The following is a 16,135-nucleotide window of genomic DNA, read 5'->3' as shown; positions in this document are numbered from 1 at the left end:
AAACTGATCTGGTCACAGCCCAGTCCGTTGCCCGGTTACCGTGGCGCTCGGATGCGTTGGTTTCTGCTAAACTTTATAGCTGGCCCTCAGGCCAACCAGTTTTATGCCGTATTCGGCTTCGCATCACTCGTTCATTGCGCAGTACTGCATCGTTTTATCGCGCTCCACCTATCGAATAGCAACAAGGAAGTCTTCATGAAGTCTGACATTCACCCCACGTACGCTCCCGTGGTTTTCCGCGACCTGGCGTCTGGCGCGACGTTCCTGACCCGTTCGACGGTCTCCAGCTCGAAGACGATCGAGTGGGAAGACGGCACCACCTACCCGGTGATCGACGTTGAAATCTCCTCGGAGTCGCACCCGTTCTACACCGGCAAGCAGCGCATCATGGACTCCGCAGGCCGCGTTGAGAAGTTCAACACCCGCTACAAGGGCTTCGGCGCGTAGTCACCTACCGCTTCATGCCACCTCAGGGTGGCGCACTGAAAAGGGCAACCGGCTTCGGCCGGTTGCCCTTTTCGTCTGTTGATCTCTACGTCTGTTGGTCGAGCTTGTCGAGACCAGGTCACCGGATCACTTCGACCGGCTCAGTACATCGCTCGACAAGCTCGACCACCGAGGTGTTAGCGCTCCGGCCAGCTGCCGTTCGCGACAAACTGCGGGTCGCGCTCCCGGCGCATGTAGGACTGAAAGTTCGCAGCCTGCTCCTGGCTCCAGGTGACCTGCAGGTCGTGGAGTTCTGCAGCAGTGAGCGGCAGAGTCGCCGCGTGAACCCGTGCGATGGCCTGGGCGACGTGCCCGGCGGCGATCGCGTCAGCACCCGAATCATGGGCTCCGTCAAGCACCACTTCGTAGAAGGCGCTGGCCGCTTCCAGGGTGCGCTTGCCCTTGCGGTAACGGTCAACCGCCTTGTCGATGACCAGAGGGTCGATCACCGGGGTGGGGGAGACCAGCGGGGCGATGCCGTATCGGATCGCCTCACGATTGAGCAGGGTGAGGTCGTAGGGGGCGTTGTACGCAACGAGCGGGATGCCCTGCAGAAGCGGCACCCGGAGCGCGGCGACGATCTCGGCGACGGCCTCTGCCGCATCCCGGCCGTTCTCGACGGCGTGCTGTGTGGTGATCTTGTGCACAGCAGTGGCCTGTTCGGGGATCTCGACGCCCGGGTTCACGAGCCAGTCGGTGCGTTCGGTGACGTGACCCATCGCATCGAGAACGGCGACGGTCGCCGAGACGATGCGACTCGTCTCCACGTCGATGCCAGTGGTTTCAAGGTCGAAGACGGCGAGGGTATCGCTCCAATTGCTCATGAAAGCAGCCTACGGGCGACCACCGACAAAGCCGTTCAACCGAGCCGCAGGGCAACGAAGCCGCAGAGAAACCTAGCCGCAGTGCAATTTAGCCGCAGTGCAACCAGTAGAAGCTCTGCGCGCCCAGGGTGAGGGTGAGCCCACCGTCCTCATCGAACTGGGGGAATACGGCGCCCCCGAAAATGTCGTACAGGCGAACGCCGGCCATCTTGGCGTCCTCGATGCGGAAGGCCACCGGGTTGTGGGCGAAGCTGAACACGCACAGCACCGTTTCCGGTTGATCTCCGTGCTGGGTGCCCGAACCGGCGTACTCCCGGGTGAAGGCAAGCACCGACTCGTGGTTGGTTTGGAGCACGCGGATGCCGCCCAGCCCGAAGACCGGGTGCGCCTTGCGCACGTGGATCACGTTGCGCACCCAGTGCAGCAAGGAGCCCGATTGAGCGAGATGCGTTTCGACGTTCGTCTGCGTGTAGTTGTAGACGAGCGACTGCACGACCGGCAGATAGAGCTTGCCCGGGTCGGCATGCGAGAATCCCGCATTCCGGTCGGGGGTCCACTGCATCGGCGTGCGCGAGCTGTCGCGGTCGGGCAGCCAGATGTTGTCGCCCATCCCGATCTCATCGCCGTAGTAGAGAAACGGACTGCCGGGAAGGGCAAAGAGCAGCGCGTGCGCCAACTCCAGTTCCGCCCGCGAGTTGTCGAGCAGCGGGGCCAGCCGGCGACGGATACCGATGTTCGCGCGCATCCGCGGGTCGTAGGCGTACCAGCCGTACATGGCCTGCCGGTACTCCTCGCTGACCATCTCGAGCGTGAGCTCGTCGTGGTTGCGCAGGAAGACGCCCCAGCCGGCGCCGTCGGGGATGTCGGTGGTCTCTGAGAGCACCCGCACGAGCTCGTCGGCCTGCTGAGAACGCAGCGAGTAGAAGATGCGCGGCATGACCGGGAAGTCGAAGGCCATGTGGCATTCCGGCTCGTCTTCGGTTCCGAAGAACGCCGCAACCTCGCGCGGCCACTGGTTGGCCTCGGCGATCATGATGCGACCGGGGTAGTCACGGTCGCACATCGCCCGGAGCTTGCGCAGAAACTCGTGCGTCGGCGGTTCGCCCTCGCCGTTTCCTTCCTCGGATTCGTAGAGATACGGGATGGCGTCGAGCCGGAATCCGTCGACGCCCAGATCGAGCCAGAATCGCACGATCTCAAACATCGCCTCATGCACGGCCGGATTCTCGAAGTTCAGGTCGGGCTGGTGCGAGAAGAAGCGGTGGAAGAAGAACTGACGGCGGACCGGGTCAAACGCCCAGTTCGAGTCTTCGGTGTCGGTGAAGATGATCCGAATGTTCGGATACTTCTCGTCGGTGTCACTCCAGACGTAGAAGTCACCATAAGGACCGGTTGGGTCTTCGCGCGATTGCTGAAACCACTCGTGCTGATCAGAGGTGTGGTTCAGGGGCAGGTCGATCACGACGCGCATATTGCGTTCGTGCGCCTTCGTGACGAGATCTTTGAACTCGTCGAGTGTCCCGAACTCGGGCAGCACTGACCGGTAGTCGGCCACGTCATATCCGCCGTCTTCGAGCGGTGAGGTGAAGAACGGTGGTATCCACAACGCGTCAATTCCGAGCCATTGCAGGTAGTCGAGTTTGGAGACCAGCCCCGCCAGATCGCCGGAACCGTCGGCATTGCTGTCGACGAATGACCGCACCATCACTTCATAAAAGACGGAACGGCGGTACCACTGTGGGTCGAGTGTCAACCCGGGCAATTGGATGGGGGCAGTGAAGCTCACCGTTCTCCTTTCGGCCCCGGAATACACAGGGCAGGTCACAGCAGTCTAGATTCACGAGCCCGGTTTTGCTTCACATCGATCGGTGCGAACTCCACGACCCGAGCGGCCTAAACTGGGTTCGATGATCGTTCCCTCGCCCTATGACGACCTGCTCGCTCCCATTCCCGTGCAGAAGCACACGGTTTCGGTGCTCGGCAGCGCCACCCGCTATTGGGAATACGGCGACCCCCAGTCGCCAACGACGATCGTGGCCGTGCACGGCTTTCGCGGCGACCACCATGGACTTGAACCCGTTGTGGCCCAGTTGTCCGGTTTTCGAATCATCTCCCCAGACCTTCCTGGGTTCGGCGAGTCCGAGCCGCTAATCGACGCCACCCACGACATCGACGGCTATCGCCGCTGGCTGACTGCTTTCGTGACCGCGGTCGCTCCGTCCGGTCGCTTCGTGATCCTCGGCCACTCGTTCGGGTCGATTGTCGTCTCGGCGACGGTGGCGGGCGGGCTGCGCGCCGACGACGTCGTGCTGGTCAACCCGATCGCGGCCCCGGCATTGTCCGGCCCCCGCGGCATCTTGACCCGGCTCGCGGTCTTCTACTACTGGGCCGGAGCAAAGCTCCCGGAGCGCCTCGGCTTCGCGTTGCTTCGCAACCGCGTGATCGTGCGCGTGACAAGCCTGGCGATGGTCAAGACGAAAGACCCGGAGCTGCGTCGCTGGATCCATAATCAGCACGATCGCTATTTCTCGGCGTTCTCCGATCGACGGGTCGTCCTCGAGGCGTTCCGCGCCTCCGTCGGCAACGATGTGAGCGAGTTCGCCGCGGACATCCCGGAGCGCACGCTTCTGATCGCCGCCGAGAAAGACGACATCACCACGGTGGCCGCCCAGCACCGGTTGCAGAAGCTGTTTCCGGATGCCACGCTGCAGGTCATCGACAAGGTCGGGCACCTGATTCATTACGAAGTACCTGCCATTGCCGCCGCCCATCTGCAGAGTTTTCTTGACGAGGAGAAGTCAGCGTGAGAATAGTCTTCGACTGCCGGTACACCCGTTTCGATCAACACGACGGCATCAGCCGCTATACGGCCGGACTGGTGACCGAACTCGCGAAACTGCATCCGGTGACGATGCTGATCAGCGATCACCGCCAACTGGCGTTGCTCCCGTCTCTGCCCTGGCAGCTGGTGAGCCCGCCCACCAGCATCCGTGAACCGTTCCTCGCCCTGACCGTCAACCGGTTGCGCCCCGATGTGGTCTACAGCCCGATGCAAACCATGGGCTCGTGGGGGCGCAAGTACCGCCTCATTCTCACCGTGCATGACCTGATCTACTACCGCAATCGCACGCCCCCGCGTGATCTTCCCGCCCCGATCCGGGCGATCTGGCGGCTGTACCACCTCTCGTGGTGGCCGCAGCGGATGTTGCTCAATCGGTCCGACGCGGTAGTTTCTGTGTCCGAGACAACGAAGAAGTTGATTGCGGAGCACCGTCTCACCACTCGCCCGGTCACGGTGATCTACAACGCTGCGGATGCCGTCACGTCTGGGCCTGTGCAGCGGACAACTCCCGAGACTGCGCGGCTGGTCTACATGGGCTCGTACATGCCGTACAAGAACGTTGACACACTAGTGCGCGCCGCCGCGGCGCTGCCCGGCTACGAATTGCACCTGATGAGTCGGGTGAGCGATTCCGAACGCGAGCGTCTCACGCTGCTCGCGCCACAGGCGAGTCTCGTCTTCCACAACGGCGTGTCCGATGAGGACTATGTCGAGGTGTTGCGTTCGGCAACAGCTCTGGTCACCGCCTCGCTCGATGAGGGCTTCGGCATTCCGCTCGTTGAGGCGATGGGCCTCGGGATCCCGATCGTCGTGAGCGACATTCCGATCTTTCGTGAGATCGGCGGCGACGCCGCGCTGTTCTTCCCCGCTGAAGACCCGCAGCGCCTAGCCGATGCGGTGCTCACACTGGAAAAGCCGGGGGAGTGGAGCGAGCGTTCACGGCGCTCCGTCGCGCAGGCGAGTTCGTTCACCTGGAAGACGTCGGCCGCGCGGCTTTTCGAGCTCCTGACTTCCGTCGGTGAGTCGAAGACGGAAATTCAGAGCGCGAAAGTTTCTCGCTAAGCACCGCCCTCGGGCGCGCGTCAATCCGGCACGTCGCGGGGCCACGACGCCTGAAGCGCACCGATCGCCTCGTCGTTGCTCAGACCGTAGCGCTGGGCAGCTTCAGCGAGAGTGCGGGCCGCGTGCAACACCTCGCTCGGGGTCGTCGTGACCCGCGCGCTGACCCGGGTGCCGCTACCCGCGCGCGATGTGACGAGACCATCCTGCTCCAACAGCTTGTAGGCCCTGGCCACGGTGCCGGCCGCAACATTCAAGTCGCGAGCGAGCTGTCGAACGGACGGGAGTCTCTCGCCAGCAGCCAGTCGACCCGCAGCGATGACGCTGCCGAGCTGGCGGTGAATCTGATCGGCCGGAAGGCCGTGACCCGACAAAGAGATGGCGGGCATGATCAGGGCCGCTCCACCGAGGCCACGCTATCGACGTGCGTCACGCCAGCGGCGCCGTTGGACGGTTCCTCGGCAGGGAGGGCCTCAGCGCGTGGGCCAACTGGCGCCGCGAACGTCAGCCGAGGGGACCGCGTGAGGAAAGGGAGCGCGATGAGTGCGTATCCGAGGCCCTTCAGCAGCTGGCCGGACACTATCAGCGGAACGGAGAGAGCAGCGATGGGGGTTCCGACTTTGATGCCAGTGGCACCATCTTCAAAGCCGAGTGAGGCGGCACCGCCGATTTGGGACCAGACGTAGGCCAGCGTCAGAATCAGGGCGCCGCCACTGAGTGCGACCACGGCGCGGGTGCTCCGGTTCCGCAGCCACACATCGATGGCGCGCTCTCCGGCCGTTACGGCGAGAGGCGTCCGCGCGTTGAGCCACAGTGCGCCGAGCGCTGCGAGCGCCAGAGCGGTTGCCGCCACCATGATCGGCACGCCGTAGTACCAGCCGATGAGTTCGGTGGCCGCGCTTGCCGAACCGACGTCGACAGACAGCTGCGTAAAGTCGCCATTCTCGTCGGGACTTGAGGCGAGCCCAGCCGCGACCAGGCTGAGAACCAGCATGGCGGCTGCCGAGAGAGTGCCGACGAACCACCAACGCCGCCCAAACGACCACACCGTCCGCTGATTCAGATCAATTTGCCGAGCGAGATCGCCGCTCCCCACGCGGTGCGCTGCCGGTCGACACAGAAAGACGATGATGATCGCGGTGACTACGACGAGCGGCCCCAGATAGGTGATCCATTTGGATTCGTCAATATAGAACGCGTTTTGCATGTAGATGAACGGCAGAGCAAGCGCGAGAGTGCATCCGCTGGCCCACCGACCCCGCGCGACAACCCGCCGAGCGCTGAGTTGCCAGAAGGCGGCCGCATCCGCACTGAGACCGCGTGCGACAGGCGGATGCCGGTCTGCCTTGCGCATGTAGTGAAGCAACACCCCGAGCGGAACGAGGATGGTCGTCGCCAAATTGATGTAACCGATGTAGGTGTACCAAAATCCAAGCACTGCAACCGCCCCCGCTGTTGAGCTGCGCAGGCAACACCGCCTGCACAACTTGTATCAAGTGAAAGATACAGTTGCGCGGGTTCGATGTCGAGTATTTGCTCAGGCGATCGGGACGCAGGGGTGTTCGACCTGCTCAGGCGATCGGCGTGAAAGTCTCGTCAATGTGACGCACCGTCGCGTCGAAGTGGGTCAAGACGAGTTCGCCGTCTTTCCAGACGAAGTCGTGAACCGAACCGTTGGCGATGAGTTCATCGTGGCGTGGTCGTTCGCCGTCGGTCGCGTGCCGGAGGAGCGTGCCGATCACGCCGCCGTGGCTGATCACGAGCACTGACCTGCCCTGGTGCTGGTCGGCGATGCGGCCGAGTGCCGGAAGCACGCGGTCGAGCACGTCTTGCCGGCTCTCCAGCCCCGGCACGGGGACGCCGTCGGGGAAACGGGCCTGACGTTCGCTGAAGGTCAGCCCTTCAATCTCGCCGTGATGACGCTCGGTGATGTCCGCGAGCGTCTCGGGAGCGGAGAGCCCGAGCTCGCCCGCGATGATGCGCGCCGTCTCCTCGGCCCGGGCGAGTGGGCTCGCGACGATGGCATCCCAGGTGCGCTCCCGCAGGCGAACACCAGTCTCAGCAGCCTCCGCGCGCCCCGTGTGGTTCAGAGGGATGTCGGTGCTGCCCTGAATGCGCTTGTGCAAGTTCCAATCGGTTTGACCGTGGCGCACGATCGAGATGCGTGTCATCGAGCTGTTCTTCCCTGCGTCAATTTTTTCAGAGGTGGAATGTGCCGCGGTCATGAGAGTCCATCACCGCCGGAATCAGCGTGGCCTCCGAGGCGCTCAGCCAGTTCGGTGAGCACTTCTGAGGTTCCAGCATCAATCTTAACAACCGCCCGCCCATCGCCCTTGGTGGCCCCACGGTTGATCACGACGATCGGCTTGCCCGCGCGCCGTGCTTGCTCCACCAAGCGGATGCCCGAATTCACTGTGAGCGACGACCCGGCGACAATCAGCGCGTCGGCGGCGGCAACGAGAGCTGCAGCTTCGGCGAAAGTCTCGGTGGGTACGAACTCCCCGAAGAACACGACGTTGGGTTTCAGCATCCCGCCACACACTGTGCAGTCGGGGATCACGAAGTCGTCGATTTCGCCGACATCCGCATCGCCATCGGGCGCAAGTCGGATCGACTCCGGTGTGCTCAAGACCGGGTTTGCCGCCTCGAGCCGTTCGGCGACGCTCTCACGCCCAAACGCTTGCCCACACGCGAGGCACACCACCGTGTCCATCGCCCCGTGCAATTCAACGACCCGCCGTGACCCGGCCTCGGTGTGCAGACCGTCGACGTTCTGAGTGATCACCCCGTTGATGTGCCCGGCCGCCTCAAGGGCAACCAATGCCTCGTGCCCGGCGTTCGGGGTCACCGAGTTGAACCGCTGCCAGCCGAGGTGGCTGCCCGCCCAGTAGCGTTTGCGTGCGCGTTCGTCGCCGAGGAACATCTGAAACGTCATCGGGGTGCGCGGCTGCGAGCCCTCGCCCCGGTAATCGGGGATGCCGGAGTCGGTGCTCAGGCCGGCGCCGGTCAGCACGGCCGCCTGCCGCCCGCGCAGCAGATCCACGACCTGCTCCATCGCATTGTCGACGTCGGCTTCGACCCTCATGCCACTCTCCATGGTCATCCGTCGTCCTTCCCTGACGAGCAGTCGCGTGAGAGCGAAAACTCGTGTTCTCCTGAGTCTAAACACCGGCGTTTCGCAGTTTGTTTCCGCACCTGTCAGGCTAGTGATCCCGACAACTGCGAAAGAGGCGTCACCCCGTGCCGGTAATCCACATCGAAGACCTCGACCTTCCTGGTCTTTCCGACTATTCACGGTTGACGGATGTCGCCCTGCGTCGCGTTTCAGAGCCGGCCGGCGGTCTGTATATCGCCGAATCGGCCAAGGTGATCACCCGGGCGTTGAACGCCGGGCACCGCCCGCGCTCCGTGCTGTTGCAGGAGCAGTGGCTGGCCGATGTGGAACCACTCCTGGCCGACTGGCCCGATGTGCCGATCTACGTCGGCGAAGCGCGTCTGCTGGAGAAACTCACCGGGTACAACCTGCACCGTGGTGCCCTCGCCGCCATGCACCGGCCGCCCCTGGCGCCGGTCGCCGACCTCATCGCCGACGCCCGGCGCATCGTGATCCTCGAAGACATCGTCGATCACACCAATGTGGGGGCCATCTTCCGCTCGGTCGCCGGTCTGGGCGCCGACGCGGTGCTGATCACCCCGCGCTGCGCCGACCCGCTCTACCGCCGCAGCGTGCGGGTCAGCATGGGCACAGTGCTCCAAGTGCCGTGGACCCGCCTGCCGGAGTGGGCTGAGGCCCGCCCGCTGCTCCATGACGCGGGGTTCCACCTCGCCGCACTGGCGCTCTCCGACACGGCGGTCACGCTCGACGAATTCGCCTCGGATGCTCCCGAGCGACTCGCCCTCATTCTCGGGACCGAGGGCGACGGGCTGAGCAATCAGGCACTCGCCGCCGCGGACACCGTGGTGACGATTCCGATGAAGCACGGCGTCGACTCGCTCAACGTCGCATCCGCCAGCGCCCTTGCGCTCTACGTTCTCCGCGTTTAGTCAGCGCAGCTTGGTTAGGATTGACGGATGCCTTCCCCGCGACAACAGCTGACCCGACGACAGAAGTACCGCAACCGCCGGATCGCTTTCTTCGGGGTACTGGCCCTCGTTCTTGCCGGACTTGTCTACGTGGTCAGTGCCGGAGCCGCGCCGCTTCCCGCCGCCGCCGCCGCGCTGAGCCAGCCCGAAGCGTTGACCGCTGCAGCGGCCCAGCCGGCCTGGCCGGACTTCGGGGAGACGGCCATCGGCGCCGTCGGATTCGACGGTGTTCTCGCCTCCAGCGGCGACCAAGGCGCCGTTCCGATTGCGAGCATCACCAAGATGGTGACGGCTCTGGTCATTCTCGAAGCCAAGCCGCTGGCCGCCGGTGAGCAGGGACCGAACATCACCTTCACCGATGCCGACGTCGACATCTACTACGACACGATCGCCGAGGATGGCTCGTCCGCCCCGGTGGTCGCCGGCATGGTGCTGACCGAGCGCCAGGCGCTCGAGGCGATGCTGATTCCTTCGGCGAACAACTACGCCGTCTCGCTTGCGAACTGGGCCTATGGGTCGGTCGACAACTACCTGGCCGCCGCATCTACGTGGATCGACCAGCACAACTTGACCGGCACGACAGTTGTCGACACGAGCGGACTATCGGCGGGCAGCATGAGCAGCCCGGCCGATCTGGTCGAGATCGGCAAGATGGTGGCGACCAACCCGGTGCTCGCCGACATCGTCGCAATGACGAAGGCCGATCTGCCGACCATCGGCGTGCTCACCAACACGAACAAGCTGCTTGGTGACTTCGGCGTCGACGGGATCAAAACCGGCACCACCGATGAAGCGGGCGCCTGCCTGCTCTTCTCCGCCGACTTCACGGTCGGCTCCGAGACGGTGACCCTGGTCGGAGTGATGCTCGGTGGAGACACGCACTCCGAGCTGAACGACGCCATCGCGGAGCTCATCCAGAGCGTGAAGCCCGGTTTTCAGGAGTTGACGCTGACGGAAGCCGGTGCTCCATACGCCTCGTACGCGTCGGCGTGGGGTCAAACCGGTCAGGCGGTCGCAGCCGAGTCGAAGACCGCACTCGTCTGGTCTGACACGCCCGTCACCGGTACGGTCACGGCCAAGCCGGTCGGCACCGCACATTCGGGTGACACCGTCGGCAGCATCGACTTCCAGGTGGGCTCGCGCACGATCAGCGTGCCGCTGATCCTGGACGGCACGGTCAGCGACCCCGGTCTCGGGTGGCGCCTGTCCAACCCGGGCGAGATCTTCTAGTCCTCTCGTCCGGGCCGGTCTCGACCCGCTCCGCTCTAGACCGGGCGGTTCTCCGCATCGTAGGGACCGGCATCCGGTCGTTTGGGCTGCACGTGATCGCCCGACGACTGGTGACGGATACGCCGCAACACCCACGGCATCAGGTACTCGCGTGCCCAGGCGAAGTCCTCCGTGCGGGCCTGTCGCCAGGTCGTTCCCGGCATCGGCTCGGGAACGAGCGGCGTGAGCGAATGTTCTACGTTCAGAGTGTCGAGCACCATGCGTGCCACGGTGTGATGGCCGAGGGCATTCAAGTGCAGTCGGTCGGGTGACCACATCCGCGGGTCTTGGATCTCGGACAGAGCCCAGAGATCGGCGACGATGCAGTCATGCCGGGCCGCAATCGCCCGAATGTTCTCGTTGTAGATCGCGACCTTGCCACGCAGTGTGCGAAAGACGGGGGAGAAGCCGACGTCGGTGCCGGTGAAGACCACGATTGTCGCATTGTCGCGCGCGAGCCGACGGATCGTCTCGTCGAACTGGACCGCGATGTCGTCAGGGTCGGTCCCTGGCCGAATCACATCGTTGCCCCCGGCTGAAATCGTGATCAGGTCGGGGCGCAATTCCAGCGCCGGCTCGACCTGCTCGGAACTGATCTGACGAATCAGCTTTCCGCGAACAGCAAGATTCGCATAGGCGAAGTCGTCGGTGCCGGCACTCAGCTGCTCGGCAACGCGATCGGCCCAACCTCGGTTTCCGCCCGGACTTGCGGGCTCCGGGTCGCCGATTCCTTCCGTGAAGGAATCACCGAGTGCGACGTACCTGCTCCACGGATGCTGTGATTTGGTCATCCAAACATTGTGCCTCGTCCAGCGGAGGCCGACACAACTTGATAGGTTCTTATGAAGTGACTACTCCACCTGTTTTCGGCCCCGCCCAGGGAACGAGTGCAGCCGAACATCTGTCGCCCTCCTTCCCGGAACGAGCCGCCTGGGGAACCGCAAGCAAGCTGCGTGCCTGGCAGGCTGAGGCGCTCGAAGCCTATTTCCAGAACGAGCCGCGCGACTTTCTGGCTGCCGCAACCCCCGGCGCCGGCAAGACCACCTTCGCCCTCCGCCTCGCCGCTGAACTGCGCTCTCGCCGAGTGATCGACCGCATCACCGTCGTCGCCCCCACCGAGCATCTGAAGACGCAGTGGGCGAATGCGGCGGCGCGCGCGGGCATCCGTCTCGACCCGACCTTCAAAAACAGCGACGGCCGCTACGGCAACCACTATCACGGCATCGCCGTCACCTATGCACAGGTGGCGACCCGTGCTGCGTTGCACCGGGACATCACCCTGGCCAACCGCACCCTGGTGATCCTCGACGAGGTGCACCACGGTGGCGATGCCCTGAGCTGGGGCGATGCGATCCGTGAAGCCTTCGATCCGGCCACACGTCGCCTTTCGCTGACCGGAACCCCGTTCCGTTCTGACACGTCGCCCATTCCGTTCGTGAGCTACCTGCCCGACAAGCACGGCATCCGTCTCTCGCAGAGTGACTACAACTACGGTTACGGCCGCGCCCTCGAAGACGGTGTTGTTCGCCCCGTCATGTTCATGGTCTACGCCGGCCACATGACCTGGCGCACGCGGGCCGGTGAAGAGATGGAAGCCAAGCTCGGCGAGGGCAACACCAAAGACATCACCTCTCAGGCCTGGCGCACCGCGCTCGACCCCGGCGGTTCGTGGATTCCTGCCGTGCTGCGCGCCGCAGATCTGCGTCTCACCGAGGTGCGCCACGGCATCCCGGATGCCGGTGGCTTGGTGATCGCGACCGACCAGACGGCAGCCCGCGCCTACGCCGCCATCCTCGAGGAGATCTCAGGGGAGAGCGTCACCATCGTGCTCTCCGACGAGAAGGAATCCAGCGACCGGATCGAAGAGTTCTCCCAGAACAGCAAGCGCTGGATGGTGGCCGTGCGTATGGTCTCCGAGGGTGTCGACGTGCCGCGACTGGCCGTCGGCGTCTACGCGACGAGTGCCTCCACTCCGCTCTTCTTCGCCCAGGCCATCGGCCGGTTCGTGCGGGCACGTCGCCGCGGTGAGACCGCCTCAATCTTCTTGCCTGACGTTCCCGCCCTGACCGGACTCGCCGGCGCCATGGAGCTGGAGCGCGATCACGCACTCGATCGCCGCAATCGCGATGACGAGGGCGACGGGATGTACAACCCCGAAGACGCCATGGTCGCCGAGGCGAACCGGCAGGAGAAGGGGTCAGACGAACTCGGCGAGGAGTTCAGCTGGCAAGCGATCGACTCGCAGGCCACGTTTGACCGCGTGGTCTTCGACGGTGCCGACTTCGGCCAACTCGCCGAACCCGGAACCGACGAAGAATTCGACTTCATCGGAATCCCCGGCCTGCTGGAGCCCGAGCAGGTCTCTGAGTTACTGCAGCAGCGTCAGGCCCGGCAATCCAAGCGGTCGTCGGACAAGCGCAAAGATCCGGTCACCGGCGAGGAGCAGCCGGGTGAGCCAGCGCTCTTCCGCACCCTCAAGGAGCAGCGCACCCTGCTGAACAGCCTCGTCGGAATGTGGTCGAAGCTCTCGCAAGAACCGCACGGCATGGTGCACGCCGAACTACGTCAGCTCTGCGGTGGCCCTGCCGTCGCCCAAGCCAGCGTGACCCAGCTGCAGAAGCGGATCGACTTGCTGCGTCGGCGTCTCGGGCGCAGCTAGCCACCAGATCCACGTCTGACGACTCTGGCGACATCGTGGGTCAGCGCTGCTCAGCGACCGCCGTGGCGAGGCGCGCGGCGGCGGCGGCCCGGTTCGCCACGTGAAGCTTCGCATAGACATGCTCAAGGTGCTTCGCCACCGTGCGGGGGCTGCACGACAGTGAGACAGCGATAGCGGCGTTGGTGCTCCCGCCGGCGACCAGGGTGAGCACCCTGAGCTCTCGTGGCGTGAGAACGCTGACTGAGGCGACTGACGGCGCCGGTGACACGGGGGAGGGCGCTCTGGGATCGCCCGGCCTAGCAACCGAGCGAATTCGAGCTTCAGGGTGTTGTTCTGAGAATGAATCCACGGGCGACTCGATTCGCGCGAGCGTGGGTTACACCCGCGGCAGAAGCATGCGCAATCTACGTATATCGTACGCCGCCGATGAGATTTAGGGTCGCCTCCGAAGAGCATCTGCGACCCGAGAAAATTGAAACGAGGAGACCCATGTCTGATCAGTTCGACTCCCTCCGTGAACTCGTCCGCGGTCAAGTGATCGTCGCCGGCGACGCCGACTATGAGGAGGCGAGGGCTGTTTACAACGGGTCGATCGACAAACATCCGGCCGCTATCGTTCGGGTGAGCCAGGTTGCGGATGTGATGGCCACAGTGAACTTCGCCCGGAACGCCGGGCTCGACCTCGCCATTCGAAGCGGTGGGCACAGCGCGCCCGGCTTTGGCACCTGCGACGGAGGGGTCGTGATTGATTTCGCCGCGCGGAAGGGTGTGCGCGTCGACCCCTCGACCCGCACGGCTCGTACCGAACCCGGCGCGACCTGGGCCGACTTCAACCATGCAACCCACGCCTTCGGACTGGCCACGACGGGAGGAATCATCGGGTCGACCGGAGTCGCCGGCCTGACGCTCGGTGGCGGCATCGGCTACCTGGCTCGCCAACACGGGTTGTCTTGCGACAATCTACTCTCGGCGGATGTCGTCACGGCCGACGGTCGGTTTGTGACGGCGAGTGCTGAGGAGAATGCCGACCTGTTCTGGGCGCTCCGGGGTGGAGGCGGCAATTTCGGGGTCGTCACCTCCCTGGAGTTTCAGCTGCACCCGGTCGACATGATCTACGGCGGAGTCGTCATCTTCTCGGCAGAACACGCCGTGGCGGTGGGGGAGATGTATCGCGATCTGATCGCTTCGGCCCCGGAAGAGCTCGGCGTCTTCCTGGGCTTCCATCAGGGGCCTCCCGTGCCGTTCCTGCCCGAGGAGTGGCACGGCAAGCCGGTCTGCGTGATTGTGGGCGCCTGGACCGGCGATCCGGCTGAGGGTCCGGCGCAATGGCAACCCATTCTCGACGCCGCACCGGTGCTCGGCTCCTTCGTCGGACCCCTGCCCTATCCCGTGTTGAACACCCTCTTCGATCCGATGCTGCCGAAGGGCCTGCAGGCGTACTGGAAGGCAGATTTTCTCACCGAGCTTTCCGACGATGCCTTGAAGGTTGCGGCAGACTTCGGCGGCCGAGTGCCGAGTCTCGAGTCGGCGAATCACTACTATCCGATCAACGGCGCCGTGCAGCGGGTGGGCGCCGGTGAAACAGCGTTTGCCTACCGCAACGTCAGCTTCGCCCCGGTCATCGCCGGGTGTCGAGACCTGGTGACCTGGTCTCGACACGCTCGACCGACGAATTCGTTACACCGCGTCGAGCGCCCGCAGGATGTCGGCGGTGAGATCGTCGGCGTGCTCGAGGCCGATGGAGATGCGCACGACTCCGGCCGACGGGCGAGCACTGGCCTCGACCGGGCGGTGGGTGAGTGAAGCCGGGTGCTGCACGAGCGAATCGATGCCGCCGAGTGACACGGCGTGGGTGATCAATTCGCAGGCCTCAGTGAAGCGCACGGCGGCGTCGAAGCCGCCGGCGAGGTCGAGAGCGATCAGCGATCCGGCACCGGACGTCTGGCGGCCGATCAAGCCGGCCGGGTCCTGTCCCGGCAGGCCGGGGTAGAGCACCCGGTTGAGGGCCGGGTGTCCGACGAGGCGGCGGGCCACCTCGCCCGCGGTGTCCTGCTGGGCACGTACGCGCACCGGCAGCGTGCGAAGACCCCTGTGCAGCAGGTACGCCGCGAAGGGGTGAAGCAGGCCACCCGTGAGGGCGCGCACCTGGCGCAGGCGCACGATCCACTCGGTCGGGCCGGACACTGTGCCGCCCATGACGTCACCGTGACCACCGAGGTACTTCGTGGCACTGTGCAGAACCAGTGTTGCTCCCGACTCCAGCGGACGCTGCAGCACGGGCGTGGCGAATGTGTTGTCGACGAGCACCGGAACGGTGCCCGCCGCATCCACCACCGCGCGGATGTCGGTGAGCTCGAGCGTGGGGTTGGCCGGCGTTTCGAGAATGACGAGTCCGGTGTCGGGGCGAATCGCGGCGGCAACTCCCGCAACATCGGTCCAGGTGACCTCGGTGCCGAGCAGGCCGGAAGCCAGAACGTGATCGGTTCCGCCGTACAGGGGACGCAAGGCGACGATGTGCGGAGTCTTGGCGGCAACCGCGGCGATCAGCACGGCGCTGAGTGCCGCCATCCCTGTCGCGAACGCGACGGTGCCCTCTGTTCCTTCGAGTGCGCTGAGCGACTCTTCGAACCGGGCGACACCCGGCTGCCAGAGCCGCTGGTAGACGGCGGAATCGCCTGCGCCGAGGTCGCCGCCGGTGGCCAGGTTCTCGTAGGAGTCGCCACCCGATTCGACGCCGGCCAATGGGTTTGTCGTCGACAGATCAATCACCGGAACGTGTGAACCGCCCGCGGCCACCCCGCGCATTCCACCGTGAACGGCCCGTGTTTCGATGTGCTCGTGCGTCGTGTCGAGCTGCTCATGCGTCGTTGTCATGACCCGAGAAAAGCAGATCCTGCTCAGATGTACAAGTTG

General features: G+C 64.6%; 15 protein-coding genes and 1 pseudogene. 7 read left to right on the top strand and 9 right to left on the bottom strand.

Features of this window, described 5'->3' with window-relative positions:
• Positions 1 to 195: 195 nt before the first annotated feature.
• Positions 196 to 447 carry a type B 50S ribosomal protein L31 gene (locus AC1DCF_RS15985; RefSeq protein WP_179578121.1) on the top strand — a complete coding sequence of 84 codons (252 nt, stop codon included), beginning with the start codon at positions 196 to 198 and terminating at the stop codon, positions 445 to 447.
• Positions 448 to 623: 176 nt separating this feature from the next.
• Here AC1DCF_RS15985 and AC1DCF_RS15980 read toward each other — a convergent pair whose 3' ends face one another.
• Positions 624 to 1,310 (bottom strand): exonuclease domain-containing protein, encoded by a 687-nt coding sequence (locus AC1DCF_RS15980; protein WP_477211880.1) that lies wholly within the window; start codon positions 1,308 to 1,310, stop codon positions 624 to 626.
• 88 nt (positions 1,311 to 1,398) lie between these two features.
• Entirely contained in the window at positions 1,399 to 3,096 is a 1,698-nt protein-coding gene (treS, locus tag AC1DCF_RS15975; RefSeq protein WP_441789836.1) for a maltose alpha-D-glucosyltransferase, read from the bottom strand.
• 121 nt (positions 3,097 to 3,217) lie between these two features.
• Here treS and AC1DCF_RS15970 point away from each other — a divergent pair, with 121 nt between their 5' ends.
• Together AC1DCF_RS15970 and AC1DCF_RS15965 are read left to right on the top strand one after the other, a co-directional pair.
• Complete coding sequence (locus AC1DCF_RS15970; RefSeq protein ID WP_477211879.1) at positions 3,218 to 4,117, top strand: alpha/beta fold hydrolase; 900 nt, start codon at positions 3,218 to 3,220, stop codon at positions 4,115 to 4,117.
• Positions 4,114 to 5,214, top strand: a complete 1,101-nt coding sequence (locus tag AC1DCF_RS15965; RefSeq protein WP_477211878.1) for a glycosyltransferase family 4 protein — start codon at positions 4,114 to 4,116, stop codon at positions 5,212 to 5,214. Before AC1DCF_RS15970 ends, AC1DCF_RS15965 begins: the two co-directional genes overlap by 4 nt.
• 20 nt (positions 5,215 to 5,234) lie before the next feature.
• Here the strand turns inward: AC1DCF_RS15965 and AC1DCF_RS15960 are convergent, their stop codons facing one another.
• The 4 genes from AC1DCF_RS15960 to AC1DCF_RS15945 form a co-directional block, all read right to left on the bottom strand.
• A complete protein-coding gene (locus AC1DCF_RS15960) occupies positions 5,235 to 5,600 on the bottom strand; it encodes a GntR family transcriptional regulator (protein WP_477211877.1) in 366 nt (121 codons plus the stop codon).
• 2 nt (positions 5,601 to 5,602) lie between these two features.
• On the bottom strand, positions 5,603 to 6,649 hold the full coding sequence (locus AC1DCF_RS15955) for a hypothetical protein (RefSeq protein WP_477211876.1): 1,047 nt from the start codon (positions 6,647 to 6,649) through the stop codon (positions 5,603 to 5,605).
• A gap of 133 nt (positions 6,650 to 6,782) precedes the next feature.
• Complete coding sequence (locus AC1DCF_RS15950; RefSeq protein WP_441789831.1) at positions 6,783 to 7,382, bottom strand: histidine phosphatase family protein; 600 nt, start codon at positions 7,380 to 7,382, stop codon at positions 6,783 to 6,785.
• A gap of 50 nt (positions 7,383 to 7,432) precedes the next feature.
• Complete coding sequence (locus tag AC1DCF_RS15945) at positions 7,433 to 8,314, bottom strand: NAD-dependent protein deacetylase (protein WP_477211875.1); 882 nt, start codon at positions 8,312 to 8,314, stop codon at positions 7,433 to 7,435.
• 137 nt (positions 8,315 to 8,451) lie between these two features.
• On the opposite strand from AC1DCF_RS15945, the gene AC1DCF_RS15940 reads away from it, so the two are divergent.
• Both AC1DCF_RS15940 and AC1DCF_RS15935 read left to right on the top strand, forming a co-directional pair.
• On the top strand, positions 8,452 to 9,255 hold the full coding sequence (locus tag AC1DCF_RS15940; RefSeq protein WP_441789829.1) for a TrmH family RNA methyltransferase: 804 nt from the start codon (positions 8,452 to 8,454) through the stop codon (positions 9,253 to 9,255).
• Between the two features lie 27 nt (positions 9,256 to 9,282).
• Positions 9,283 to 10,524 (top strand): D-alanyl-D-alanine carboxypeptidase family protein, encoded by a 1,242-nt coding sequence (locus AC1DCF_RS15935; RefSeq protein ID WP_477211874.1) that lies wholly within the window; start codon positions 9,283 to 9,285, stop codon positions 10,522 to 10,524.
• A gap of 35 nt (positions 10,525 to 10,559) precedes the next feature.
• Here the strand turns inward: AC1DCF_RS15935 and AC1DCF_RS15930 are convergent, their stop codons facing one another.
• Positions 10,560 to 11,354, bottom strand: coding sequence for an SGNH/GDSL hydrolase family protein (locus AC1DCF_RS15930; protein WP_477211873.1), 795 nt, complete (start codon positions 11,352 to 11,354; stop codon positions 10,560 to 10,562).
• Positions 11,355 to 11,410: 56 nt separating this feature from the next.
• On the opposite strand from AC1DCF_RS15930, the gene AC1DCF_RS15925 reads away from it, so the two are divergent.
• Entirely contained in the window at positions 11,411 to 13,222 is a 1,812-nt protein-coding gene (locus tag AC1DCF_RS15925) for a DEAD/DEAH box helicase (RefSeq protein WP_441789826.1), read from the top strand.
• Between the two features lie 40 nt (positions 13,223 to 13,262).
• Here the strand turns inward: AC1DCF_RS15925 and AC1DCF_RS15920 are convergent, their stop codons facing one another.
• Positions 13,263 to 13,490, bottom strand: coding sequence for a response regulator transcription factor (locus tag AC1DCF_RS15920; RefSeq protein WP_477211872.1), 228 nt, complete (start codon positions 13,488 to 13,490; stop codon positions 13,263 to 13,265).
• Between the two features lie 71 nt (positions 13,491 to 13,561).
• Here AC1DCF_RS15920 and AC1DCF_RS15915 point away from each other — a divergent pair.
• Positions 13,562 to 14,218 (top strand): annotated as a pseudogene (locus AC1DCF_RS15915) (FAD-binding oxidoreductase); the annotation flags it as partial.
• A gap of 681 nt (positions 14,219 to 14,899) precedes the next feature.
• Here AC1DCF_RS15915 and AC1DCF_RS15910 read toward each other — a convergent pair.
• The gene (locus AC1DCF_RS15910; RefSeq protein WP_477211871.1) at positions 14,900 to 16,096 is read right to left on the bottom strand and encodes a trans-sulfuration enzyme family protein; all 1,197 of its coding nucleotides are present in this window, start codon (positions 16,094 to 16,096) and stop codon (positions 14,900 to 14,902) included.
• Between the last annotated feature and the right edge of the window lie 39 nt (positions 16,097 to 16,135).

The sequence above is a fragment of the Leifsonia sp. 10L418 genome, assembly GCF_056395445.1.
The sequence above is the reverse complement of the archived record's forward strand: the minus strand, read 5'-3'. Positions and strand labels throughout refer to the sequence as shown.

Excerpts from the sequence above, each read along its gene's own strand:
- AC1DCF_RS15985 (WP_179578121.1), top strand. The coding sequence starts at position 196 with ATGAAGTCTGACATTCACCCCACGTACGCTCCCGTGGTTTTCCGCGAC.
- AC1DCF_RS15980 (WP_477211880.1), bottom strand. The coding sequence starts at position 1,310 with ATGAGCAATTGGAGCGATACCCTCGCCGTCTTCGACCTTGAAACCACT.
- AC1DCF_RS15970 (WP_477211879.1), top strand. The coding sequence starts at position 3,218 with ATGATCGTTCCCTCGCCCTATGACGACCTGCTCGCTCCCATTCCCGTG.
- AC1DCF_RS15960 (WP_477211877.1), bottom strand. The coding sequence starts at position 5,600 with ATGCCCGCCATCTCTTTGTCGGGTCACGGCCTTCCGGCCGATCAGATT.
- AC1DCF_RS15950 (WP_441789831.1), bottom strand. The coding sequence starts at position 7,382 with ATGACACGCATCTCGATCGTGCGCCACGGTCAAACCGATTGGAACTTG.
- AC1DCF_RS15945 (WP_477211875.1), bottom strand. The coding sequence starts at position 8,314 with ATGACCATGGAGAGTGGCATGAGGGTCGAAGCCGACGTCGACAATGCG.
- AC1DCF_RS15935 (WP_477211874.1), top strand. The coding sequence starts at position 9,283 with ATGCCTTCCCCGCGACAACAGCTGACCCGACGACAGAAGTACCGCAAC.
- AC1DCF_RS15930 (WP_477211873.1), bottom strand. The coding sequence starts at position 11,354 with ATGACCAAATCACAGCATCCGTGGAGCAGGTACGTCGCACTCGGTGAT.
- AC1DCF_RS15910 (WP_477211871.1), bottom strand. The coding sequence starts at position 16,096 with ATGACAACGACGCATGAGCAGCTCGACACGACGCACGAGCACATCGAA.